At 68.1% G+C, this 23589-nt stretch carries 19 protein-coding genes; 7 read left to right on the forward strand and 12 right to left on the reverse strand.

Annotated features, from left to right (window positions below; translation table 11 throughout):
* A partial coding sequence (locus A5709_RS15755) for a sensor domain-containing protein (protein ID WP_197520163.1) occupies positions 1-610 on the forward strand: 610 nt, incomplete at its 5' end.
* A 9-nt stretch (positions 611-619) separates the two neighbouring features.
* Positions 620-1591, forward strand: a complete 972-nt coding sequence (locus A5709_RS15760; RefSeq protein ID WP_068007435.1) for an aldo/keto reductase — start codon at positions 620-622, stop codon at positions 1589-1591.
* An 8-nt stretch (positions 1592-1599) separates the two neighbouring features.
* Here A5709_RS15760 and A5709_RS15765 read toward each other — a convergent pair whose 3' ends face one another.
* The 5 genes from A5709_RS15765 to A5709_RS15785 all read right to left on the reverse strand — a co-directional run bounded on the left by A5709_RS15765 (position 1600) and on the right by A5709_RS15785 (position 8486).
* Complete coding sequence (locus tag A5709_RS15765) at positions 1600-2367, reverse strand: SDR family oxidoreductase (RefSeq protein ID WP_082974061.1); 768 nt, start codon at positions 2365-2367, stop codon at positions 1600-1602.
* A 91-nt stretch (positions 2368-2458) separates the two neighbouring features.
* On the reverse strand, positions 2459-4213 hold the full coding sequence (locus A5709_RS15770) for a sensor domain-containing diguanylate cyclase (protein ID WP_068120686.1): 1755 nt from the start codon (positions 4211-4213) through the stop codon (positions 2459-2461).
* Between the two features lie 120 nt (positions 4214-4333).
* Positions 4334-6484 (reverse strand): glycogen debranching protein GlgX, encoded by a 2151-nt coding sequence (glgX, locus tag A5709_RS15775; protein ID WP_068120689.1) that lies wholly within the window; start codon positions 6482-6484, stop codon positions 4334-4336.
* A 70-nt stretch (positions 6485-6554) separates the two neighbouring features.
* Positions 6555-7736 (reverse strand): zinc-dependent alcohol dehydrogenase, encoded by a 1182-nt coding sequence (locus A5709_RS15780; RefSeq protein ID WP_068120691.1) that lies wholly within the window; start codon positions 7734-7736, stop codon positions 6555-6557.
* A gap of 42 nt (positions 7737-7778) precedes the next feature.
* The gene (locus tag A5709_RS15785) at positions 7779-8486 is read right to left on the reverse strand and encodes a GAF and ANTAR domain-containing protein (RefSeq protein WP_068120693.1); all 708 of its coding nucleotides are present in this window, start codon (positions 8484-8486) and stop codon (positions 7779-7781) included.
* A gap of 310 nt (positions 8487-8796) precedes the next feature.
* Between A5709_RS15785 and A5709_RS15790 the strand changes: the two genes are divergently transcribed.
* Positions 8797-10107 (forward strand): NAD(P)/FAD-dependent oxidoreductase, encoded by a 1311-nt coding sequence (locus A5709_RS15790; RefSeq protein WP_068120696.1) that lies wholly within the window; start codon positions 8797-8799, stop codon positions 10105-10107.
* Between the two features lie 7 nt (positions 10108-10114).
* On the opposite strand, the gene A5709_RS15795 is transcribed toward A5709_RS15790, so the two are convergent.
* Positions 10115-10651: a DUF1360 domain-containing protein gene (locus tag A5709_RS15795; protein ID WP_067946592.1), complete on the reverse strand. Its 537-nt coding sequence runs from the start codon at positions 10649-10651 to the stop codon at positions 10115-10117.
* Positions 10652-10727: 76 nt separating this feature from the next.
* Positions 10728-11111, reverse strand: coding sequence for a helix-turn-helix transcriptional regulator (locus tag A5709_RS15800; RefSeq protein WP_068007416.1), 384 nt, complete (start codon positions 11109-11111; stop codon positions 10728-10730).
* Between the two features lie 144 nt (positions 11112-11255).
* Between A5709_RS15800 and A5709_RS15805 the strand changes: the two genes are divergently transcribed.
* Positions 11256-11705 (forward strand): Hsp20/alpha crystallin family protein, encoded by a 450-nt coding sequence (locus A5709_RS15805; RefSeq protein WP_068120703.1) that lies wholly within the window; start codon positions 11256-11258, stop codon positions 11703-11705.
* An 86-nt stretch (positions 11706-11791) separates the two neighbouring features.
* A complete protein-coding gene (locus tag A5709_RS15810) occupies positions 11792-12472 on the forward strand; it encodes a PAS and ANTAR domain-containing protein (protein ID WP_068120698.1) in 681 nt (226 codons plus the stop codon).
* On the opposite strand, the gene A5709_RS15815 is transcribed toward A5709_RS15810, so the two are convergent.
* A complete protein-coding gene (locus tag A5709_RS15815) occupies positions 12467-13852 on the reverse strand; it encodes a wax ester/triacylglycerol synthase family O-acyltransferase (RefSeq protein ID WP_068120700.1) in 1386 nt (461 codons plus the stop codon). The genes A5709_RS15810 and A5709_RS15815 overlap by 6 nt on opposite strands.
* Positions 13853-14108: 256 nt before the next feature.
* On the opposite strand from A5709_RS15815, the gene ppsA reads away from it, so the two are divergent.
* Positions 14109-16514: a phosphoenolpyruvate synthase gene (gene ppsA, locus A5709_RS15820; protein WP_068007407.1), complete on the forward strand. Its 2406-nt coding sequence runs from the start codon at positions 14109-14111 to the stop codon at positions 16512-16514.
* A gap of 84 nt (positions 16515-16598) precedes the next feature.
* On the opposite strand, the gene A5709_RS28140 is transcribed toward ppsA, so the two are convergent.
* The 4 genes from A5709_RS28140 to A5709_RS15835 form a co-directional block, all read right to left on the reverse strand.
* A complete protein-coding gene (locus A5709_RS28140) occupies positions 16599-16739 on the reverse strand; it encodes a hypothetical protein (protein ID WP_156768071.1) in 141 nt (46 codons plus the stop codon).
* Between the two features lie 25 nt (positions 16740-16764).
* Positions 16765-17763: an NAD(P)H nitroreductase gene (locus A5709_RS15825; RefSeq protein ID WP_068120702.1), complete on the reverse strand. Its 999-nt coding sequence runs from the start codon at positions 17761-17763 to the stop codon at positions 16765-16767.
* A gap of 95 nt (positions 17764-17858) precedes the next feature.
* Positions 17859-19319, reverse strand: coding sequence for a bifunctional aminoglycoside phosphotransferase/ATP-binding protein (locus A5709_RS15830; protein ID WP_156768072.1), 1461 nt, complete (start codon positions 19317-19319; stop codon positions 17859-17861).
* Positions 19320-19334: 15 nt separating this feature from the next.
* Positions 19335-20222, reverse strand: a complete 888-nt coding sequence (locus tag A5709_RS15835; RefSeq protein WP_067946610.1) for a universal stress protein — start codon at positions 20220-20222, stop codon at positions 19335-19337.
* A gap of 142 nt (positions 20223-20364) precedes the next feature.
* On the opposite strand from A5709_RS15835, the gene otsB reads away from it, so the two are divergent.
* The coding region (gene otsB, locus A5709_RS15840) for a trehalose-phosphatase (protein ID WP_068120707.1) at positions 20365-23589 on the forward strand (3225 nt) is incomplete at its 3' end.

The following is a 23589-nucleotide window of genomic DNA, read 5'->3' on the forward strand; positions in this document are numbered from 1 at the left end:
CCCGGGCCCGGTCGCACCCGACGCCCTGGCCACGCTCCTGCCGGGCGCCGACGCCCTGAAGAACCTCACCACCGACGAGAACATCGAGGCGGGCCAGACGTGGGACAACATGGGCCGCGCGAACGCCGAAGGGGCCATCGACCGGCCGGAATGCTGGGGCAGTGTCGCGCCCGGCACGCCGGACGCGTATAGCGGCGCCGGCGTCGCCGGATACCGCGCGGCGGAGTTCCGGGACTCGCGCAGCTTTCTCAAGTCCACTCAGGTCATCGAGGCCGTGGTGGCCTTCCACGACCCGGCGGCGGCCCAGGCGCAGCTGGGGACGTTGCTGTCGGGATGGCGCCGATGCGGCGGCCTGACCGTGACGCTGACACCCCCGAACGGGGAGGCGCTCCCGTTTTCGGTGGGCACGCCCGCCGACGCCTCCAACGGCATCACCACGCTGGACCTCGCTCCCAAGGGCCTGCAGATCCGCTCGGCCCGCGCGATCGCGGCCAAGGCCAACGTCATCGTCGACCTGATGGTGTCCTGCAGCGGCACCACGGACCCCGGCCAACCGCGGCTGGCCGGGGTGGGCATCGCCAACTACGTGCTGGGCAAGATCCCTGGCTAGGGTGGGCGCATGAAGTATCTGGACGTCGACGGAGTGGGCCGCGTCAGCCGAATCGGCTTGGGCACCTGGCAGTTCGGGTCACGTGAGTGGGGCTACGGCGAGGGATACGCCTCGGGCGCCGCGCGTGACATCGTGCGCCGGGCCCGCGCCCTGGGGGTGACGCTGTTCGACACCGCCGAGGTGTACGGGCTGGGCAAGAGCGAGCGGATCCTGGGCGAGGCGCTCGGCGACGAGCGCGCGGACGTCGCGGTGGCCAGCAAGATCATGCCGGTCGCGCCGTTCCCCGCCGTGATCAAGCAGCGCGAGCGCGCCAGTGCGCGGCGGCTGGGTCTGGACCGCATCCCGCTCTACCAGATCCACCAGTCCAACCCACTGGTCCCCGACACGCTGATCATGCCGGGCATGCGGGACCTGCTCGACAGCGGCAAGATCGGCGCGGTCGGCGTCTCCAACTACTCGCTCGAGCGGTGGCGCAAGGCCGACGCGGCGCTCGGGCGGCCGGTCGTGAGCAATCAGGTCCACTTCTCGCTGGCCCACGCCGGGGCGCTGGAGGATCTGGTGCCCTTCGCCGAGCGGGAGAACCGCATCGTGATCGCCTACAGCCCGCTCGAACAGGGTCTGCTGGGCGGCAAGTATGGCCTGGACAACCGTCCCGGGGGCATCCGGGCGCTGAACTCGCTGTTCGGCACCGAGAATTTGCGCCGCGTCGAGCCGCTGCTGCAGACGCTGCGCGACGTCGCGACCGCGGTCGGCGCCAAGCCCGCTCAGGTGGCGCTGGCCTGGCTGATCAGTTATCCGGGCGTCGTCGCCATCCCCGGCGCGTCCAGCGTCGAGCAGCTGGAGTTCAACGTCGCCGCCGCCGACGTCGAGCTGCCACCGGACGCGCGCGAGGCGCTCACCGGGGCGGCCCGCGCCTTCCGGCCGACCTCGGCCGGGCGTTTCCTGACCGATCTGGTCCGCGAGAAGCTGGGCCGCGCTTAAGACCGCCGCTAGGACTGCGCGGAATCCGCGAACGCCGCGGGGCTGGCGGGCGCGCCCCTGGCCACCACCACCGGCATCGAGGTCGCGGCGTTCGTCCGGAGGATCGTGTGTACCACGTCGACGAGGTCCTCGACCGGCATCAGCTTGCCGGGCATGCAGCCGCGGGAGGCCCACAGCGGCACGGCCTTCATGGCCAGGTCCATGTCCCAGCCGATGTTCATCCCCGTGGCCGCGTCCCCCTCGCCGCCTGGGCACTCCCCGACGATGAAGGTGGTGAAGCCGATGTCGGGGTGCTCGGCCCGCCACGCGTCGACCATTCGCTCGAGGGCCGCCTTGCTGACGCCGTACGCGCCCAGGCCCGGCCATGGCGGCCCGAACGTGCCGGCGTCGGAGGACAGGTAGACCGCTTTGCCCGCGGAGACCGTCAGATGCGGCACCGCAGCGGCCGTCACCAGCGCCGCCCCGATGACGTTCGTGTCGAAGATGCGCCGCCACGTCGCGGCGTCCGTGTCGACCATGCGGACCAGCGGCCCGACGGCGGGGGTGTAGACGATGTTGTCGATCCCGCCCAGGGCGTCGGCGGCGGCGGCGATCGCCGACCGGCACGACCCCTCGTCGGTGACGTCGCATTCGATGGCGATCGCGCCGGAGCCGGCCTCCTTGGCCGCCGCCTCGATGCGCTCGCGGCGCCGGGCCAACAGCGCGACCTGGTCGCCGCGCTGAGCGAGACCGACGCCGATGCAGCGACCCAGTCCGCTCGAGGCGCCGACCACCACTGTCCTTGACATATTTGCCCTCTCTTGTAACGAGCTGCCGTCGGCAAAAACCTACCGGATATCACGCGTCGCAGGGCGGGGGCTCGGCAATTTAGTTGCGAACCACGGTGTTCCGGTCACCCAGCTTGGCCCGATACATGGCCGCGTCCGCCCGGGCGGTGATTGCGTCGACGGACTCGCCGGGCATGGCAAGCGTGGCGCCGATGCTGAGCGTCGCCGATAACCACTTCCCGGCTACCGCAATGGGTTCGGCGGCACGGCAGCGAATCTTCTCGGCGATCTGGACGAGCTCGTCCATGCTGTGGATGTCGGGCAGCAGGACGAGCATCTCGTCGCCGCCCATCCGGCCCACCGTGTCACCCGCGCGCACACTTTCGCGGATCCGCGCGGCGAGGGTTGACAGCACACAGTCGCCCACGCCGTGGCCCCAGGTGTCGTTGATCTCCTTGAAGCGGTCGACGTCGCAGAACAGGACCCCGACATACGTTCCGAGCGGTCGTGGCTTCCGCATCGCGGCCTCGAATCGGCTGATGGCCTCGGCCCGGTTCACCAGCCCGGTAAGGGTGTCGAACCTCGCCATCCGTTCCAGCCGCCGCTCCGCCTCCACCTGCTCGTCGATGACGCGCACCGCGGCGATCAGGCCGTCGGTGTTGCCCTCGGCGTCGACGTACGGTTTTCCGTGGCCCTCGACCCAGTGGTAGTTGCCGTCGGCGGAACGCACCCGGAACCGTTGCAGCATCGATTCGCCGGCCGCGACCCTCCCCAGCGCGGTCATGACCGCCTCGAGGTCACGCGGATGGATGTACTGGTCGAAATCCGAGCCGGTCCAGTCTTGCGGGGCGCGGCCCAACGCGGCCTCCACGGACGGCGAGACCCACGCAAGCTCGCCGTCGCGCAGGTGCACGATGATGTCGACCGCGTTGTCGGCGAGGATGCGGTAGCGCGCCTCGGCCTCGGCGCGCTCGGTACTGGCCAGCTCCTTCTCGATCAGCAGTTTCTGCTCGTTCTGGATGAACACGAAAGTGATCACCCCGACGACGAGGGTTCCCAGCAGGATCGAGAAGGTCCACTCGGCGTGCGGTCCGACCCCGAGCGCCAGGAAGATCGGCCGCGAAACCGCGACGACGACCGGAAGCGCGGCGAGCAGGCCGGCCAGCCGAAGCAGCGACTTCCGGTCGGGGCGGGCGAGCAGCCAGGCGACCGGGAACCGGTCGGGGCGCGCCAGCGCCGTCGCCGCGGCGACCAGCAGCAGCGCCGACGCCGTCATCAGTGCCTGGCCGGTCGAAGACGAGGTGCCCACCAGCGCCAGCGCGTCGAAGAGGTAGGCACCGACCGTGACGAATGGGATGGCACCGCCCGCGGCGGTGCACGCGGGCCGGACCACGCGCGTCCCGCGATCCACTCGGATCAGGCCGGTGGCCGCCGCCAGGAACAGCGCCGACACGCCTGTCTGCGGGCTCGGCCGCCCCGGCCAGCTCCATCGTGATGCACGGACCGCGTCACCGAACCACACCTGGTCGAATCCGGTCGACGGCCTGCCGGTGGCGTACTCCGCGAGCACGATCACGGCGAGGACGCCCACGACCAGTGCCAGTCCTCGCCCGCCCCACGCGCGCCCGAGCGAGGGGCGCCCCGACTGGAGCAGAATCGCCGCACCCAGCCCCACCAGCCAAACGCCCGTCCAGGGCATCATCTCCGGCCAGGTCGGGTGGATGCGGGTCAGTCGGTCAATACCCGTCGCCCAGCCCACCCACGTCATCGTCGCGATGGCGAACACCACCGCCAGGGCGATCCGCCTGCACCAGGCCACGTCGTTCAGGCACGCCTCGGGGCTCCGCCCGTCCATCGGCTGCCCCTTCCTTCCCCCACGGCGCGCACCCGACAGTGTGCGCGGATCGACGGCCGATGCCCGAGGGCACAAGGTAATCAATCCATGGGCGGAAGGTCCCCGGCCACCCGGGCGGGATCAGCCCCCGTCGGGGGCCTGCAGCACCACGGCCGTGTGCGCGTCCACGGTGAGCGTGCCACCGCCGGGCACCTCCTCCGCGGGCGTCTCCTCGTCGGGGCCGGTGAAGACCACGAGCTGCCACGATGCACCGAATTCCTTTGCCGGCAACGTGAATTCGATCGGCTCGTAGTGGGCGTTGAAACAGAGCAGGAACGAGTCGTCGAGCACCCGCTGGCCCCGCGCGTCGCGGTCCGGGATGCCGTGTCCGTTGAGGAACACCGCGACGGACTTCGCGAATCCCGCGCCCCAGTCCTCCTCGGTCATCTCGGTGCCCTCGGGGGTGAACCAGGCGATGTCGGGGAGCCCGTCCTGGCCGCGGCGGCCCAGCGGCTTGCCGGAGAAGAACCGGCGCCTGCGGAACACCGGATGGTTGGCGCGCAGCGCCGACACGAGGCGGGTGAACTCCAGCAGGCCGTTGTCGGTCTTGGACCAGTCGATCCAGGTGAGTTCGTTGTCCTGGCAGTACCCGTTGTTGTTGCCGTGCTGGGTGCGGCCAAGCTCGTCGCCGTGGCAGATCATCGGCACGCCCTGCGAGAGCAGCAGCGTGGTGAGGAAGTTGCGCTGTTGGCGCGCGCGCAGCGCGTTGACGTCCGGGTCGTCGGTCGGACCCTCCGCGCCGCAGTTCCAGGACCGGTTGTGGCTCTCGCCGTCGTTGTTGTCCTCGCCGTTGGCCTCGTTGTGTTTCTCGTTGTAGGACACCAGGTCTCGCAGCGTGAACCCGTCATGGGCGATGACGAAGTTGATCGACGCGACGGGACGCCGCGCGGTGTGCTCGTACAGGTCGGCCGATCCGGACAGCCGGTAGGCGAACTCGTCGAGGGTCGACGGCTCGCCCCGCCAGAAGTCCCGGACGGCGTCGCGGTACTTGCCGTTCCATTCCGTCCACTGCGGCGGGAAGTTGCCCACCTGGTAGCCACCCGGCCCGACATCCCACGGCTCGGCGATCAGCTTGACCTGGCTGACCGTCGGATCCTGTTGCACCAGTTCGAAGAACGTGGCCAGCCGGTCGACGTCGTAGAACTCGCGGGCCAGCGTCGAGGCGAGGTCGAAGCGGAAGCCGTCGACATGCATCTCGGTCACCCAGTAGCGCAGCGAGTCCATGATCAGCTGCAGGGCGTGCGGGTGCCCGACGTTGAGGCTGTTACCGGTACCGGTGTAGTCCATGTAGTACCGCTTGTCATCGTCGACGAGCCGGTAGTACGCGGCGTTGTCGATGCCGCGCATCGACAGCGTCGGGCCCATGTGGTTGCCCTCGGCCGTGTGGTTGTAGACGACGTCGAGGATGACCTCGATGCCGGCCTCGTGCAGGGCGCGCACCATGGCCTTGAATTCCTGCACCTGCCCGCCGGGCGAGGCGGAGCTGGAGTACTTGAAGTCGGGTGCGAAAAATCCGATCGTGTTGTAGCCCCAGTAATTTGACAGGCCCCTGTCGACCAGGGTGGAGTCGTTGGCGAAGTGGTGCACCGGCATCAGCTCGATGGCCGTGACGCCGAGGTTCTTGAGGTGCTCGATGATCACCGGGTGCGCGACGCCCGCGTAGGTGCCGCGCAGCTGCTCGGGGATGTCGGGGTGGGTCTGCGTCAGGCCCTTGACGTGCGCCTCGTAGATGACCGTGTCGGCGTATTGGTGGTCCGGTGGCCGGTCGTTGCCCCAGTCGAAGTAGGGGTTGATCACCACCGACTTCGGCATGAAGGCGGCGGAGTCGTCGTCGTTGCGGCTGTCCGGGTCGCCGAAGTTATAGCTGAACAGGGCCTGGTCCCACTCGAACGACCCGTCGATGGCCTTCGAATACGGGTCCACCAGCAGCTTGTTCGGGTTGCACCGCAAGCCGTTCTGCGGGTCGTACGGGCCGTGCACGCGGTAGCCGTAGCGCTGTCCGGGTTCAATGTTGGGAATGTAGGCGTGCCAGATGTAGCCGTCGACCTCGGGCAGCGGGATCCGGCTCTCGGTGCCGTCGGCGTCGAACAGGCACAGCTCCACCCGCTCGGCCACTTCGCTGAAGACGGCGAAATTGGTGCCCGCCCCGTCGTAGGTGGAGCCCAGGGGGTAGGCGCGGCCCGGCCACACCTCTCCGGTGGGCGTGGGGACGGATACTTCTGCGGATGTCATGGCGCTTTCAATACCCTACCGGGGCCTCCCCCAAACGGCGGATCGGAGAGGCCTTGCCGCACAGCGGTTTTCAGGGTCTTAACATGACCTTAACCGCACCGTCCTGCTTCTTCTGGAAGATCTCGTAGGCGTGCGGGGCCTGGTCGAGGGGCAGCACATGCGACGCGAAGGTGTCGACGCCGAGCGGGTCGTCGTCGGTGAGCAGCGGCATGATGTCGTCCACCCACCTCTTCACGTTCGCCTGGCCCATCCGGAGGGTCACCTGCTTGTCGAACAGGGTGAGCATCGGCAGCGGGTCGGCCATCCCGCCGTACACGCCTATCAGAGATATCGTGCCGCCCCGGCGCACGATGTCGATGGCGGAGTACAGGGCGCTGAGCCGGTCCACGCCGGCGGTCTGCATGAGCCGCTTGCCGATGAAGTCCGGCAACATTCCGGTGGCCTGTTGGGCCAGCTTGGCCGCCGGGGAACCGTGCGCTTCCATGCCCACCGCATCGATGACCGAGTCGGAGCCGCGCCCATCGGTCAGGTCCCTAATCGCCTCTCCCAGTGGGGAGTCCAGCCGTCCCAGGTCGATGGTGTGGATACCGCGCTGCGCGGCACGTCCGAGGCGTTCGGCCACCAGGTCCACGGCGATCACCCGATAACCGAGGTGATGGGCGATGCGGGCGGCCATGTCGCCGATCGGGCCCAAGCCGAGCACGGTGACCGTGCCACCGTCCGGGATGTCGGCGTAGGCCACCGCCTGCCAGGCGGTCGGCAGCACGTCGGACAGGTAGACGAACCGCGAATCCGGCGGTCCCACAGGGACTTTGATGTGGGTGAACTGCGCCTGCGGGACCCGCAGCAGTTCGGCCTGGCCGCCGGGGACCTCGCCGTAGAGCTCCGAGTAGCCGAACAGTGCGGCCCCCATGCCCTGGTCGCGCACCTGGGTGGTCTCGCATTGGGTGTAGAGCCGCTTGTCGCACATGTAGCAACTGCCGCAAGAGATTTGGAAGGGGATGACGACCCGGTCCCCGACCCGCAGGTCGCCCGTTTCGCCCCCGACCTCACGCACGATTCCCATGGGTTCGTGCCCGAGAATGTCCCCTGGCTTCATGAAGGCCCCGAGGATCTCATACAGGTGCAGGTCGGAACCGCAGATATTGGTCGACGTGACTTCGATGATCGCGTCGGTGGGTTGCTCGATCTTCGGATCGGGCACCGACTCCACCCGAACGTCGCGCTTGCCGTGCCACGTGACAGCCTTCATGTGCTAAGCACATACCCGTCTCGCGGCCCCCGAAACGCCGCCTCAGCGGCGCCGGCGTTTGAGCGGATGCTCGCTTTCGACCAACGATTTCGCGATGTCGATGAGCCGGGTGTTGGATTTCTGCGAGAGCCGCGTGAGCAGTTCGAACGCTTCGACGGCGTCGAGGTTGAAGCGCTCCATGACGATTCCCTTGGCCTGTCCGATCATGTCCCGAGAGGCCAGGGCGCTGCGGAATTGGTCCTGGCGGCGCATGATTGACCACGCCAGCGCGATGTGCGTGGCGTAGACGGTGCCGAGCTCCACCGCGTCGTCGTGGAAAGCGTGCGGGGAGTCGGCATAGAAGTTGAGCGCGGCCATGCCGCCGCGGTCGACGAACAACTCGAACGACAGAATGGACCGGATCGGGGTCTGCTCGAGCGCACAACGTCGGTACCGCGGCCACCGTTCGTCTTCGGTGAGGTCCTCGACGTGCATCACGTGGTGGCGCCAGGCCGCCTCAACGCATGGCCCCTCCCCGTATCGGTTCTGGATCGCGTCCAGCACCATCGGGTAACGATGGGTGGCGGCCACGTTGGTTACCGCCTTGCTCCGCTCCGCCAGGGTGATGCCCGCGTACTGCGAACCCGCGACGTGCATTACGCCGTTGCCGATCAGTTCGCTGAGGCCCGCCGCGGTGTCAGTGTCCTGTCGGCCGAGATCGGACACCATTTCCGCGAGCCGGGCGACGACCGCCGTACTGCCCTCTTGCATAGCATCCCCCTGTCGAATCCGGGCACACTCCTTCCCGAGAGCCACGCCTCGTTTATCCAAGTCTTCTTGTGATCATCCCTGTGTCAACCCACCAAGCGAAAGTCGATAAGCCGAATAGCGAAGCTCGAGCCTCGGGCTCCCACGACGAATGGCGCCCGTGGCGCGGCCGGCAAGAATACTGCGCACCGCCGCCGCACGCACGTAATGGGCTGCCGCCAAACATTTTTGACGATAATCGCGCGGACCGGCCACGCGCAACCGCGAAGGGCGGCCCGGATTTAGGCGGGGCGTCCGTCCTACACTCGGATTAATGACCTCGATAGTGATCGTTGGCAGCGGCTTCACCGGATTCACCTGTGCGCACCGCCTGGCCCGCATCCTGCGGCGACGGCGGGTGCAGGCCGACATCACAATCGTCTCCCCGGTGGATTACATGCTGTACACCCCGCTGCTGCCCGACGTTGCCGGTGGGGTCGTCGATGCCCGGTTCGTGGCGATCCCCCTGGCCAACAGCCTCAAAGGCGTGCACGCGGTGCGCGGCCGCGTCGATGGTGTGGACTTCGCCCAGCGAACGCTGAGCTGGTGCGATCCCGAAGAGCGCAGCCACACCATGGCCTGGGACCGGTTGGTGCTCACGCCGGGCTCGGTGACACGGCTTTTCGACGTGCCGGGCCTCGCGACGTGCGCGCGCGGCTTGAAGACCACAGCCGAGGCCCTATACCTGCGAGACCATTTCGTGGAGCAGCTCGAGCTGGCCAACATCGAGGACGACCCGCGGGTGGCCCAGGCCCGCCGCACCGTCGTCGTGGTCGGGGCCTCCTACTCGGGCACCGAATTGGTGGCTCAACTGCGGGCGCTGGCCGACGCGGCCGCCAAGCAGATGCGCTTCGACCCCGCCGCCGTCCGGTTCGTACTCCTCGATCTGGCCGAGCAGGTGATGCCCGAAGTCGGCAAGAAGCTGGGCGACGCCGCGCAGAAGGTGCTCCGCCGGCGCGGGATCGACGTCCGGCTCGGCCTCACCCTCAAAGAAGCTCACGGCGATCACGTCGTGCTCAGCGATGATTCCCGCATCGACACGCGCACGGTCGCCTGGGTGACCGGTGTCACCGGCGCGCCGCTGATCCAGAATCTGGAGCTGCCGACCGAGCGGGGCCGGCTCAAAGTGCAGGCGGATCTGCAAGTGCCGGATCACCCCGACGTCTTCGCGGCCGGCGACGCGGCTGCGGTCCCCGACCTGACCCAGCCGGGAAAGATCACGCCGCCCACCGCCCAGCACGCCACCCGCCAGGGCAAGGTGCTGGCCCGCAACGTGGCGGCCAGCCTCGGTTACGGCACGCCCAAGCAGTACAAGCACCGCAACCTGGGCCTGGTGGTCGACCTGGGACCGTGGCAGGCGGTGGCCAACCCGATGAACATCCACCTTTCGGGCCTGCCGGCCAAGATCGTCACCCGGTCGTATCACCTGTACGCGATCCCGCGGGGCGTCAACCGGTGGGCGGTGTCGCTGGCCTACCTGACCGACGCGCTGTTCGCCCGGTCGGTGGTGTCGATCGGGTTGTCCTCCGAGGAGGACGCGCAGTTCGCGGCCAGCGAGGGCATTCCGATGCCGAAGACCGGCTGAGCGCCGCTCAGCCCTCCGCCGACTGCTGCGCCATCGAGTAGGCCAGCTGAAGGAAGTCGGCGCCGGTCAACACGGTGAAGACGCCGGCGATCAGGCGGGTGAATTTGGGGGCGAAGACCAAGCCGATGGCGAAGCCGGTCGCCACCCACATGTCCAAGCAGAACGGGCACGTCAGCAGTTCACCCAGGCTGTGCCGCAACGGGCTTTCCTCCCGGACCTCTTCCATGACCTCGGCCGGTCCGCCGCTGCCCGCGAAGCGGGTGAACGGCGCGCGCAACGGGCTCGTCACCGCGTCTTTGGTCAACGTTCGGGAGAGCTTGTGGGTGCCAAGGGTGACCGTGATCAGGTCCTGAATCCGCCACCGCGTGGGCAACGTCCGCCCGGTGAGGAGCGCGGCCGTGGTCGCGACGGCCACCACGGCGGTGTAGATGACCAGCACCGCCACGTAGCCGGCCAACGGCCGGGGCTCGTCGCCGCGGTATTCGTCCGCTTCGCGCCGCGCGCCGTCGACCACCTGGGTCTTGGCTTCCGCCACCTCTCCCATTGCATCTCCTTCAGCTCAAGGGCACAGCAGGCTGTGTACCCGAAGTCGGTGAGCGCAATCGGAGGGCGGCGGTGCCTCAGCCGGCCCCTTCGCCGGGTTCGCCGGCCCCCTGCGTGACCCTCGCGCTTCTGGCGGCCTTCCGCAGGGTCCGGTTGGTGGACCGTAGGTCGGTGTTGGCCGCCGAGAGCGTCGCGTTGTGATCCTCGAGGTCGAGGATCCGGGCGACGCCGGCCAGGTTGACACCGGCGCCGACCAGCTCGCTGATGCGCTTGAGCCGGGCCAGGTCGTCGGCGCTGTAGCGCCGGGTGCCGCCGTTGCTTCGCGCCGGCGCGACCAGCCCATACCGCTCGTACAGGCGCAGCGACTGCACCGGGATGCCGGACAGCTCGGCGGCCACCGAGATGCCATACACGCCGTGATCGGGCGCCGGGACGCCGGAATCGCCGCGTTGGTCGGTCATCACGCGTCTCCTCGAAGCTAGCTGGCCCAGAAAATCTATTTATCACACTTGCGTGATTATGTCGACGGTGCTATACCAAATCTATGTCATTGGACATAGGTTATAGCCAGACCACAGCCTAGATTGGAGTGAGAGGTGACCACCATGCTGATGCGTTCCGACCCCTTCCGTGACCTCGACCGCGTTGCCCACCAGGTGTTCGGCACGGCCGCCCGGCCGGCAGTGATGCCAATGGACGCCTGGCGCCAGGGCGAGGAGTTCGTCGTCGAGTTCGACCTGCCCGGCATCAATGCCGAGTCGCTGGACATCGACATCGAGCGCAACGTCGTCACCGTGCGCGCCGAGCGGCCCGCCCTCGACCCGAACCGCGAGATGCTGGCCACCGAACGCCCGCGCGGGGTGTTCAGCCGGCAACTGGTGCTCGGCGAGAACCTCGACACCGACAAGATCGAGGCGTCCTACAGCGAAGGTGTTCTGCGGCTGCGGATTCCGGTGGCCGAGCGGGCCAAGCCGCGCAAGATCGCCGTCGGTCGCGGCGACGGACAGACGGCCATCAAGGAAAACGCCTCGCAGCGCGAGGTCATCAACGCCTGATCCCCGGCGGGCAGGCGGCGGCCCGGGTCCCTGCAGAAACACCCGGCCCGCCGCCACCGCCGGTCCCAGGCAGGACCAGGTTTGAGATGAAGTGGGAACTGGACGGCCAACGGGCTGACGTCGAACAGGCGTTGGCAGGCGGCGCCGCACAACCCGCCGGCTGGTTCCGCTTCTACTTCACCGACCAGCGCTGGGAGTGGTCGGAAGAGGTGCAGCGGATGCACGGGTACGAGCCCGGGAGCATGACGCCGACCACCGATCTGGTGCTCTCGCACAAGCATCCGGACGACCGTGGGCAGGTCGCGGCCACCATCGATCAGATCGTCAACACCCGGCAGGCGTTCAGCACCCGCCATCGAATCATCGACACCGGCGGGAATGTGCGCCACGTCGTCGTTGTGGGTGACCGGTTCTTCGACGACGACGGCGACGTCGTCGGCACGCACGGGTTTTACATCGACGTCTCCCCGACCACCGGGCAGGGGACGGAGGAGATCGTCAGCGCCAGGCTGGCCGAGATCAACGAGAACCGGGCCGGCATCGAACAGGCCAAGGGCATGCTGATGCTGATCTACGGCATCAGTGGCAGCGCGGCATTCGAATTGCTCAAATGGCTTTCCCAGGCAGCGAACGTCAAGTTGCGGCCGCTCGCCGAGCAGATCGCCGAAGACTTCCGCGCCGCCGGGTCGCGCCTCGATGCCCGATCGGAGTTCGACCACCTACTGCTGACGGCGTATGAACGCCTCACCGAGTCCGGCGCGTCATGACGCCTTGCGGCCCCGGGTACGCGCGGCCGCAATCAATTGCGCCATCCCCTTCTCGATGCCGGCGGCGAGCGCGTCGATGTCGGGCGCCGAGTCGTAGTCGGCGGTGATGCCGAAGACGAAACTGTCGGCGTAGCTGAGCATTCCGATGCCGGTGCGCACCTGAAGGGCGATCGGAGGAATTGGCAGGAGTTCCAGCACCCGGCGGCCCATCAGCCGCTGGCGGCTTCGTGGGCCGGGAACGTTGCTCGCCAAGGCGACGACCGCGCGTTGAGGGAATCGCGAGAGCAACCGAATCGTCCACGCCGACAGCGCAAACGGGGTGCGCTTGGCGGCCACCACCATCGCGCTGCCACCCTCGCTTTGACCGCTCGCTTTGGCGTGGGAGAGCCGGTCGTGCACGAGTTTCAGCTGCCGCACCGGGTCCGCCTCGTCGACGGGCAGCAACGGCAGCATCGCCGAGACCCGGTTACCGGCGACATTGAAGTGGTCCACCCCGCGGACGGAGACGGGGACGAGCGTGCGCAGCGAGTCTCGGCCCGGCTGTTCCCCGCGCGCCAGCAAGACGGCGCGGTAACTATTGGTAATCGCCGCCAGCGCAACGTCGTTGAGCGTGACCCCGAATGCCCGGGCGACCTTGTTCATGTCCCGCAGCCGGGCGCGGGCCACGCTGTACCGCCGCATCGCGGTTACCGGCCCGTGCAGCGAAGATTGGGGGGCGGGACGCAACAGCGTGGTGGCCAGCTCGGCCGCCCCGATCGCCGCGTGTTCGGCCGCGGTCACCGCGCCGAACGCGCTTCGCCCGATTCCGCTGACCCAGCTCAACGGATTGAGGTTGATCTTGGACAGATCCACCCCGCGCCGAACGACCTTCCTGGCGGCGCCGACGTCGACGGCAAAGGTGCCACCGTCGCCGTCGTCGTCGCCGAACTTGGCGAACAGCTGCGTCATCGCGATGCCGTCGGCGATACAGTGATGAATCTTGGTGAGCACCGCCCACCGATTTCCGCTGAGCCCCTCGATGATCCACGACTCCCATAGCGGTCGCTCACGATCGAGTCGGCGTTCCATCAGCGACGCGATCATCTCGAACAGTTCAGGGTCGCCGCCCGGGTGCGGCAGCGCGACGCGGTGCACGTGACGCGCGAGGTCGAAGTGCGGGTCATCGGCCCACTCCGGTGGTCGCAGGTCGAGCGGATGGGTCCGCAGGACCTGCCTGCACCGCGGTACCGTTGCGACCCGCTCGGCGAATTGGGCGACGAACTCGTCGTAGGTCGGCACCGGCCCCTCCACGATCGACACGCCGCCCACCGCCAGGCTGACATGCGGATCCGAGTCCTCGACCTCCAAAAAGCCGGCATCGAGCGCGGTCAATTGCTCCATGGTGCTACCTTCCGCGCCCCAATGCCCTGCTAGCAGGGCCGTAAGTCCTCAACTACTGAGGCCAAACGGCGGCTGCGGCGGCGCACCCCCGGCCATATCGTGAGGGGGGTGACGGGAGAGCAATTGAGCAGCAACGCAGATGCTTTCGCCGCCGAGTCCCGCAGCAACCCGGCCGCACTGCACGGGTGATCATGCGAAAAGCGAACCGCGGTATCTACGAAGCGTATTGATGCAACCCTTCCGAAGGAAGAACACCATGAGCGATTTCACCTACATCCGCTTCTTCGAAGAAATCGGCATCGAGGACGTCCCACTGGTCGGCGGGAAGAACGCCTCCCTGGGCGAGATGTTCCAGAAGCTGACCGGGCAGGGTGTGCGCGTTCCGCACGGGTTCGCGATCACCGCCGAGGCCTACCGGCACGTGCTGGACAGCGCCGGCGCCTGGGACACGCTGCACGCCACGCTTGACGATCTCGACCCCGACGACGTCACCGCGCTGGCGCGCAAGGGCAAGCAGGCCCGCGAAATCGTTTATGGCGCAGGGCTTCCCCCGGAGCTCGCCGCCGAGATCACGGCCGCCTACCGGCAGCTTCAGGAGGAATACGGCGAAGACGTCAGCCTGGCCGTGCGCAGCTCGGCGACCGCCGAAGACCTGCCGACCGCCAGCTTCGCCGGCCAACAGGAGACCTTCCTCAACATCAAGGGCACCGAGAGCCTGCTGGACGCCTGCCGCCGGTGTTTCGCCAGCCTGTTCACCGACCGGGCCATCCACTACCGGGTCGACCAGGACTTCGACCACTTCAAGGTGTCGCTGTCGATCGGCGTCATGAAGATGGTGCGCTCCGACCTCGCCTCGTCCGGGGTGATGTTCACCCTGGACACCGAATCCGGCTTCCACGACGTCGTATTCATCACCGGCGCCTACGGGCTCGGCGAGAACGTGGTCCAGGGCGCGGTCGACCCCGACGAGTTCTACGTGCACAAGCCGACCTATCAGGCCGGCCACCGCGCGGTGCTGCGCCGGCTGATCGGGGACAAGGCGGTCAAGATGATCTACGTCGAGGGAGAGACGAAGAACACCGTCCGCAACATCCCCACCCCGAAGGCCGACCGGGCCCGGTTCTGCATTACCGACGAGGACGTCCTCGAGCTGGCCGGCTACGCCTGCGCCATCGAGGGCCACTACGGGCGACCGATGGACATCGAATGGGCCAAGGATGGTCTCGACGGGCGGCTCTACATCGTCCAGGCGCGACCCGAAACCGCGGCGTCCCAGCGCAGCCTGACGGTCGTCGAAAGCTACGTGCTGGAGAGCAAGGGTACCGAGGGCAAGGAGGTGCTCGCCGAGGGCCGCTCGGTCGGCGAGAAGGTCGCCACGGGCATCGCCAGGAGGATGGACAACCTCGCGAAGCTGTCGGAGTTCCAGGCCGGCGACGTGCTGGTGGCCGACGTCACCACGCCCGACTGGGAACCCATCATGAAGATCGCCGCGGCCATCGTCACCAACCGGGGCGGGCGCACCTGCCACGCGGCGATCATCGCCCGCGAGCTCGGTATCCCCGCCGTTGTCGGCGCGGGTGACGCCACCACGAGCGTGCCCGACGGCGAGGTCGTCACGGTGTCGTGCGTGGAGGGCGACACGGGGCGGGTTTACCGCGGCGAGTTGGGGTTTCGCGTCGATCGCACCGAGGTTTCCGATCAGGAGCGCCCGCACACCGAGATCATGGTCAACCTCGGCAACCCGGATCTGGCGTTCAAGACGTCGTTCTTGCCGAACGACGGCGTGGGGCTGGCCCGGATGGAGTTCATCATCAACGAGTACATCCGGGTGCACCCGCTGGCCCTGCTCCACCCCGACCGGGTGGACGATCCCGAGGCCCGGCGGACCATCGAAACGCTGACGTACACCTATTCCGACGGCGCCGAATTCTTCGTGGAGCGCCTGTCGGAAGGGATCGGCACCATCGCCGCCGCCTTCTGGCCCAAGCCCGTCGTCGTGCGGATGTCGGACTTCAAGACCAACGAATACGCCAGCCTGGTCGGCGGCAGCGGCTTCGAGGCGGCCGAGAGCAACCCGATGATCGGCTTCCGCGGCGCCTCGCGCTATGCGCACCCGGCCTACGCCGAGGGATTCGCGCTGGAGTGCCGGGCGATGAAGCGGGTGCGCGAACAGATGGGGCTGACCAACGTCGTGCTGATGTTGCCGTTCGTGCGCCGGGTGGCCGAGGCGGACCTGGTGCTGGCGGAAATGGCCAAACATGGTCTGCGCCGCGGGGAGAACGGGCTCAAGGTGTACGCGATGTGCGAGATCCCCAACAACGTGATCCTCATCGACGAGTTCGCCAAGCGCTTCGACGGGTTCTCCATCGGATCCAACGACCTCACCCAGCTGACCCTCGGCGTCGACCGGGACAGCGAGATCGTGGCCTTCGACTACGACGAACGCGACGAGGGCGTCAAGGAGATGATCCGTCTGGCCGTGGAGGGCTGCCGGCGCAACGGGATTCACTCCGGGTTGTGCGGTCAGGCGCCGTCGGACTACCCCGACATGGCCGAGTTCCTGGTTCGCTGCGGCATCGACTCGATCAGCCTGAACCCCGACGTGGTGGTCAAGACCACCCGGCAGATCCTGGACCTCGAGCGCGCGGTGCAACTGCAATGAGGCGTTTCCGCCGAGATTGCCAGGAGGGCTGTGATTGAGGGTGCGTCCACGACCCTGAGCGCAATCTCGCTGAAGGTCCGCCCCTCAGGGTCGCGGTGGCTGGCGATACAGGGCGGCGCCGGCGACGACGTCGTCCTGGATTAGCGCGGCGAGCGCCGGCTCACCGAGGCTGCGGGCCGCACCGCCCTTCTCGCTGGTTTCCATCACCAGCCGGTGCCAAGTCATCGATGCCTCCCCCTTGACATGTCGGTCACCCACGCATCTCGAGGACTTCGGTCACCGGACGCCGGGCGGTGGGTTTCGCGTGTGGGTCCTTGGCCGGTGACCGGCCGACCCGGATCAGCAGCTGCGGCTGGCCGGAGCCGCCGGTGATCTGCCTGATGATGTCGCGGCTCAGCGACATCTCCGTCATGTGGGTCAGCGTGCAGGTGGCCATGCCGGCCAAAGTGCATTCGAGCAGCACCGCCGACAGCGCCTCACCGCAGCGCAGCACTTCGGCAGGCGCATCGTCGTCATGGGTGGACAGCACCACAATCTTGGAGTGGTCCGCCTCGATCGCGGCGCGGCGGCGGCCCCCGCCCGCCGGCGGGAACGCGCGGGCGATGTCGACGCGCGCGGCCTCGGAGCTGGACACCAGGGCGCTTTCGGGCACATGGTCGGCGTTGGATTCGAAGGGCGATGTCCACCAACGCAATTCGGTCAGGTAGGACGTATCGCTTCGGCGCAACTGCTCGGTGAGCCGCGACGCCTCCGCCAGCCTCGGCCGCTCGTCGTCGTCGACCACGTCCAGCGACACGTCGTACGGGGTCACCGCGCGGCTCAGGGTCGAATGCAACGTGGGCCACGCGGTCGGTGCGCCCAGGGGCAGCCGGTCGGTGCGGCGCCGAAGGATCGCGTCGGCCCGCAGCCGGCACTGCGCCGTCACGTTCTCCACGGGCAAAAAGCCCACGCTCGCGAGGTGATCCGGTCTGCCCTCGGTGGGAAAACGCTCGGTGACGCTTTCCCAGCCCGCGGCGGCCATCGCGACCCGCAGGTGGTCGAGGACGGCGCCGCAGCTCAGGATCAGCTCCCGGCCGGTGTGGTCGGTGGCGTGCATCGCGTGGCGCGGGTCGGCCCACAGGTGCAGCCTGGTGCCATCGGCTACCCACCGCCAGGGTTGGCTGTTGTGTAGCGAAGGCGCGCGGCACGCGAGCGTCACGGCGTCCCAGATGACCTGCTCGGTCGGCACTTTCGCGTCCATCGCCACCATTTTCGTCGAATTCGGTGAGGCAAACTGTATCCCCGCGCTGCGGGGGCGGGCAGGGCCGTTGGTCCCCGGCGGGCGGGACGTTGGAACCTCCGCTGTTACGTTGCGCCCCGCCAGAGGTCGTGCGCCTCGCGAGCGACGAGGTCCGGGCGCCGCGAGGTGTCGATCCGGTGCGCGCCGTCCCAGTCGGCGTGCCCGGCGGCCAGGGCGGCGGCGATCTCCGGGGTCACCTCCGAATTGCCCGCGGGCCTGGTTTTTATCCGGTCGGCCGCCACGTCGGCCGTCGCCGAGCACACGAATTCGACGAGCGCCGAGTGCGTCTCGGCGGCTAGCCGGTGGGCCCGGTCACGGGTCCGCGCGTCGCGCCAGGTGCCGTCGAGGATCACCGAGTGCCCCTCCCCCAGCAACTGCCGCGCGCGGCGCAGGGCGGTCTCGTAGACCATCGCGACCTGGTCGGGGCTGTAGAGCCCGGCGTTCAGCACGCCGGGCTCACCGGCGATGGTGCCCGAGTCGCGAAGCTCCCGGCGCACGTCGTCGGTGGAAATGACCTGCGCCCCAAATGATTCGGCCAGGCCGCGGGCCACGGTGGACTTCCCGGTTCCCGGGTTGCCGCCGACGAGCGCAAGCCGAACGGTGCCGCTCTGCAGGTGCCGGGTGGCGATGCCCAGGTGGCGGGCGGCGTCGTCGGACGCGCCCGGGCTGCCCTGCGAAACCCGGACGCAGTCCACCTTCGCCCGCACCGCGGCCCGGTAGGCGATGTAGAAGTCGGACAGCGACGGCGGCGCCGCCCAACCCGCGTGCTCGGTGTAGCGCTGCAGGAAGTAGTCGCCGAAGTCCTTGCGGCCCAGGAACTCGAGGTCCATCGCGAGAAAGGCGGCGTCGTCGATGCAGTCGACATGGCGCAGCCGGTCGTCGAACTCCAGGCAGTCCAGCAGCGCGGGGCTGCCGCCAACCCAGAAGATGTCGTCGGCGAGCAGGTCGCCGTGCCCGTCGACGATGCGCCCGTCGCGGATGCGCCGCGCGAACAGCCCCGCGCGCCCGGCAACGAACTGGGCCACCAGGCGCTGCAACTGGGCGACATCGTCGGCCGAGACCCCCGGAATCGATTCGGCCGCATACCGTTCCAATTCGGACAGATTCTCCCGCCAGCGCCATTCGATCGCGGCGGGCTCGCCCTGGGCGTTGATCCGCTCGCCGCGCTCGGCGCGTTCGTGGAAGCGGGCCAACACCGCCGCGACCGCGTCCAACACTCGGTGCACGGACTCTGCGGTGTCGTGGGTCACCAGGTGCGCGAGGCGGTCCTCGTCGCGATAGCGCCGCATGACCACGACCGGCTCGGGCGGGCCGCCGAGCGGGTCGGTGAGGTGGGCGACGCCGAGATAGCTGTCGGGCGAGAGCCGGCTGTTGAGCTCGACCTCCCGGCGGCAGGCGTGCTCGCGCTGCTGCGGCAAGCGGAAGTCGAGAAAGTCGGTCAGCACCGGCTTCTTGGCTTTGTATGCGCGGTCACCGGCGAGAATGACGACACCGGTGTGGGTTTCGTGCACATCGAGATACGGCACGGCGGCGGCGCGACCCTAGGAAGGCCGCGCGACGATCACCGGCATCCGGACCGAGTGGACCACGGCGTTGCTGACCGAACCGAGCAGCACGCCGGACAGGCCGCCGCGACCGTGGCTGCCCACGACGACGAGTTGGGCGGATTCCGACTGTTCGATGAGCTGGCGGGCCGGCCGGTCGGAAACCACGACCCGGTGCACGGTGACGTCGGGATAGCGTTCCTGCCAGCCGGCAAGTTGTTCGGCAAGGCTCCGCTCGGCTTCCCCTCGCACCGCCGACCAATCCACCCCGGGCAGTTCGAAGACGTCGACGTCACTCCAGGCGTGCAGCGCCGTCAGCTCGACACCACGACGCGACGCCTCGTCGAACGCCACGGCCACCGCGACGTCCGATGCGGGTGAGCCGTCGATGCCCACGAGCACCGGGGCTTGCTGAGGGTGTGGCATGAGCGGGTCTTCGTCGCGGATGACCGCGACCGGGCAGCGCGCGCTGCGCACCACGCTGCTGCTCACCGAGCCCAACAGCAGCCTGCCCATCGCCCCGCGTCCATTGCTGCCGACGACGACCATCTCGGCCTCTTTGGACATCTCGACCAACGTGGGCACCGGGGGCGCGCACCTCAGCTCGCTTCGCACGTCGAGCTTGCGGTCGGTGGTGACGGCCTCCTCGGCGATCTTGACCGCCTGCTCGAGAACCTCGCGGCCTTGCTCTTCCTGCCACACCGCCACGCCGGTCGACAGCGGCAGCGCCGGATACATCGGCACAATCGCGTTCACCATGTGGACCACGGTCAGCGGGACGTGTCGCATAGCCGCGTCGCGGGCCGCCCAACAGACGGCGGCGTTCGAGGCCGGCGATCCGTCGATCCCGACGACGATGCCATGGCGGTTTGCGAGTACGGACATGATGTTCTCCCTCTCCTCGCCCAAAACGCTATGGCGGGAACGGCCGTCGATCATGAGGCTTTAGTCACCAACCGCATGGCCATGAGGCCCCCGTGCTTCCATTTGCCTTGACCGGCGTCGGTGCTGTGGCATCGTCACAAAGGTGACCGAATGGCCTGTTACGGTCGATAGGCGCTACCACGACGCGGTGATTCTCGGGCTCGACTGTGTGGTCGTGGAGCCGGAACCGGGGGTGGTAGAAGCCCGCGGATCGACCGCCGGATTTCTGCAGCGGGTGCGCGACGTCGGCGTCGCCACCGCCGTCTATTCCTCGACCCGGGACTGCGCAGCCGTGCTGCGCGCCGCGGGGGTGGAGGAACTCGTCTGCGCCGCCGGCGCCGCCGAGCGTGCCGATGCGGCCCTGACCATGGCCGTCACGCGCCTGGGCGTGCGGCCGGGCCGTTGCGTCCTCATCGACTGCGCCGAAGCGGGAATCGCGGCCGGCCACGACGCCGGTTTCGGCCTCGTCATAGGTCTGGAGCGCAACGGAGGAACCGGCGAGTTGCTTTCCCGCGGGGCGGACACCGTCGTCGGCGATCTTGCCGAGATCTCGGTGCGGTCGGGCGGCAAACCCTTGTCGACCATCGCCGACGCGATGGCGGTCTACAGCCAGCTGAAGGAACTGGTGGCCAGCCGGCGCCCGGCGGTGTTCCTCGACTTCGACGGCACGCTGTCCGAGATCGTCGCCGAGCCGGAGGCCGCCACCCTGGTCGAGGGCGCCGCCGAAGCGCTGCGCGCCCTGGCGACCCAGTGCCCCGTCGCGGTGATAAGCGGGCGCGATCTGAGCGATCTTCGCGAACGCGTGAACGTGGACGGAATCTGGTACGCCGGCAGTCACGGCTTCGAACTCGTGGCACCGGACGGCACCCACCATGACAACGCGGCGGCCATCGGTGCCACCGCCGCCCTGGCGCGCGCGGCCCACCGGTTGGCCGAGCTGCTCGGCGATATCCCCGGAATCCGGGTGGAGCACAAGCGCTTCGCGGTCGCGGTTCACTACCGCAACGTCGACCCGAAAGAGGTCGACCGCGTAATCGCGACGACACGCAAGCTCGGCCGATCCCAGGGCCTGCGAATCACCGCGGGGCGCAAAGTCATCGAGCTTCGGCCCAGCCTCGATTGGGGCAAGGGCAGGACGCTCAACTGGATCCTCGAACACATCGAGGGAACGGGCAGCGGCACCGTGCTACCGATCTATGTCGGCGAAGACCTTACCGACGAGGATGCCTTCGACGCCGTCCAATTCGACGGCATCGGAATTGCGTTGCGGTACAACGAGGACGGGGATCGCCCGTGCGCCGCGCTGTTCAGCCTGGCGAATCCGTCCGCGGTGTGTGATTTCGTCCGGCGCCTGGCAAACGATCTACGCGCGGCGGCCGAGCCCAGCGATCCGTGGGAGCTGGTCTACGAGGGATATGACCCCGCCTACGAGCGGCTGCGCGAAACGCTGTGCACCGTCGGTAACGGCTACGTCGCCACCCGTGGCTGCGCACCCGAGGCGACAGCAGCCGAGGCGCATTACCCGGGGACGTATGTGGCCGGCGTCTACAACACGCTGGTCGATCGCATCGCCGGCCGGACCATCGAGAACGAGAGCCTGGTCAACCTCCCCAACTGGCTCTCGCTGACCTTCCGGATCAACGGCGGGCCGTGGTTTCACATCGACGACACCGAATTGTTGTCCTACAGGCAGACGTTCAACCTGAGGCATGCGACGCTGACCCGCGCCCTGCGATTCCGGGACGGCGCGGGCCAGATCACGACAATGACCCAAGCACGGTTCGCGTCCATGGACCAGCCGCACCTGCTCGCCATGCAAACCACCGTCAATGCTGAGAACTGGTCGGGCACAATCGAGTTCCGGTCGCTGCTGGACGGCAATGTGTGCAATAGCATGGTCGAGCGCTACCGTTCGCTGTCGAGCACGCACCTCGCGTCAACGGTGGTCGACGAGTCCGCAGCCGACTCGGCGATCTTGCGCGCCGAGACCTCGCAATCACACATCGGCATCGCGGTGGCCGCACGCAGCAGCGCGTGGTGCGACGACGCTCGGGCCATTGCGCAGTACAAGATCGTGCGGGAAGCCGGCCGCGGCGGGCACGACATCCAGGTCGCGCTGGCGGTGGGGCAATCGGTCACGCTGGAAAAGATCGCGACCATCTTCACGAGCCGGGACAGCGCCATCTCGGAACCGGCGAGCACCGCCCAGCTGCACCTCGATGCCGCCGGCCGCTACGCCGAGCTGCATCGTCAGCATGCCCGGGCGTGGGCCCTGCTGTGGGAGCAATGCGCCATCGGCCTGGCCGACGGCGTCGACAGCGCCGACGCGCTACGCATCCTGCGGCTGCACCTGGTGCATGTGCTGCAGACGATCTCACCGCACACAGCCGACCTCGACGCCGGCGTACCTGCGAGGGGCCTGCACGGCGAGGCCTACCGCGGGCACGTTTTCTGGGACGCGTTGTTCGTGTCCCCGGTCCTCGGCATAAGGATGCCGAACGTGACCCGGTCGCTGCTGCTCTACCGGTATCGGCGGCTCCCCGAGGCCCGCCGAGCGGCGCGGGTGGCGGGTTACCTCGGCGCGATGTATCCCTGGCAGTCGGGTAGCGACGGCCGCGAGGTCAGCCAGGAAATGCACCTCAATCCGCAGTCCGGACACTGGAATCCGGATCCGAGCGGGCGTGCGCATCATGTCGGTCTCGCCATCGCCTACAACCTCTGGCAGCACTATCAGGTGTCTGGTGACCGCCAGTTGCTCGTCGACTACGGCGCCGAGATGCTCGTGGAAATCGCACGGTTCTGGGCGGGTCTGGCGAAACTGGACGAGACCAGCGGACGTTACACGATCCGCGGCGTCATCGGCCCCGACGAATTCCATTCGGGTTATCCGGGCAAGGAATACGACGGCATCGACAACAACGCATACACCAATGTGATGGCCGTCTGGGTGATCATGCGGGCGATGGACGCGCTCGATCTGCTACCGCTGCGGGACCGGCTCGATTTGGTGGCGAAGGTGGATCTCACGGCCGACGAGCTCGATAGGTGGGACCGCGTGACGCGGCGGATGTTCGTGCCCTTCCACGACGGCGTGATCAGTCAGTTCGAAGGTTATGCCGAACTGGCGGAACTGGATTGGGACGAGTACCGGCAACGGTACGGGAACATCCAGCGGCTTGACCGCATCCTGGAGGCCGAGAACGACAGCGTGAACAACTACAAGGCGTCCAAGCAGGCCGATGTGCTGATGCTGTTCTACCTGCTGTCGTCGGACGAGTTGCTGGGTTTACTGGGCCGGCTCGGTTACCGCTTCGCGCCCGAGCAGATT

Source organism: Mycobacterium sp. E1386 (assembly GCF_001672745.1).
Taxonomy (GTDB): domain Bacteria; phylum Actinomycetota; class Actinomycetes; order Mycobacteriales; family Mycobacteriaceae; genus Mycobacterium.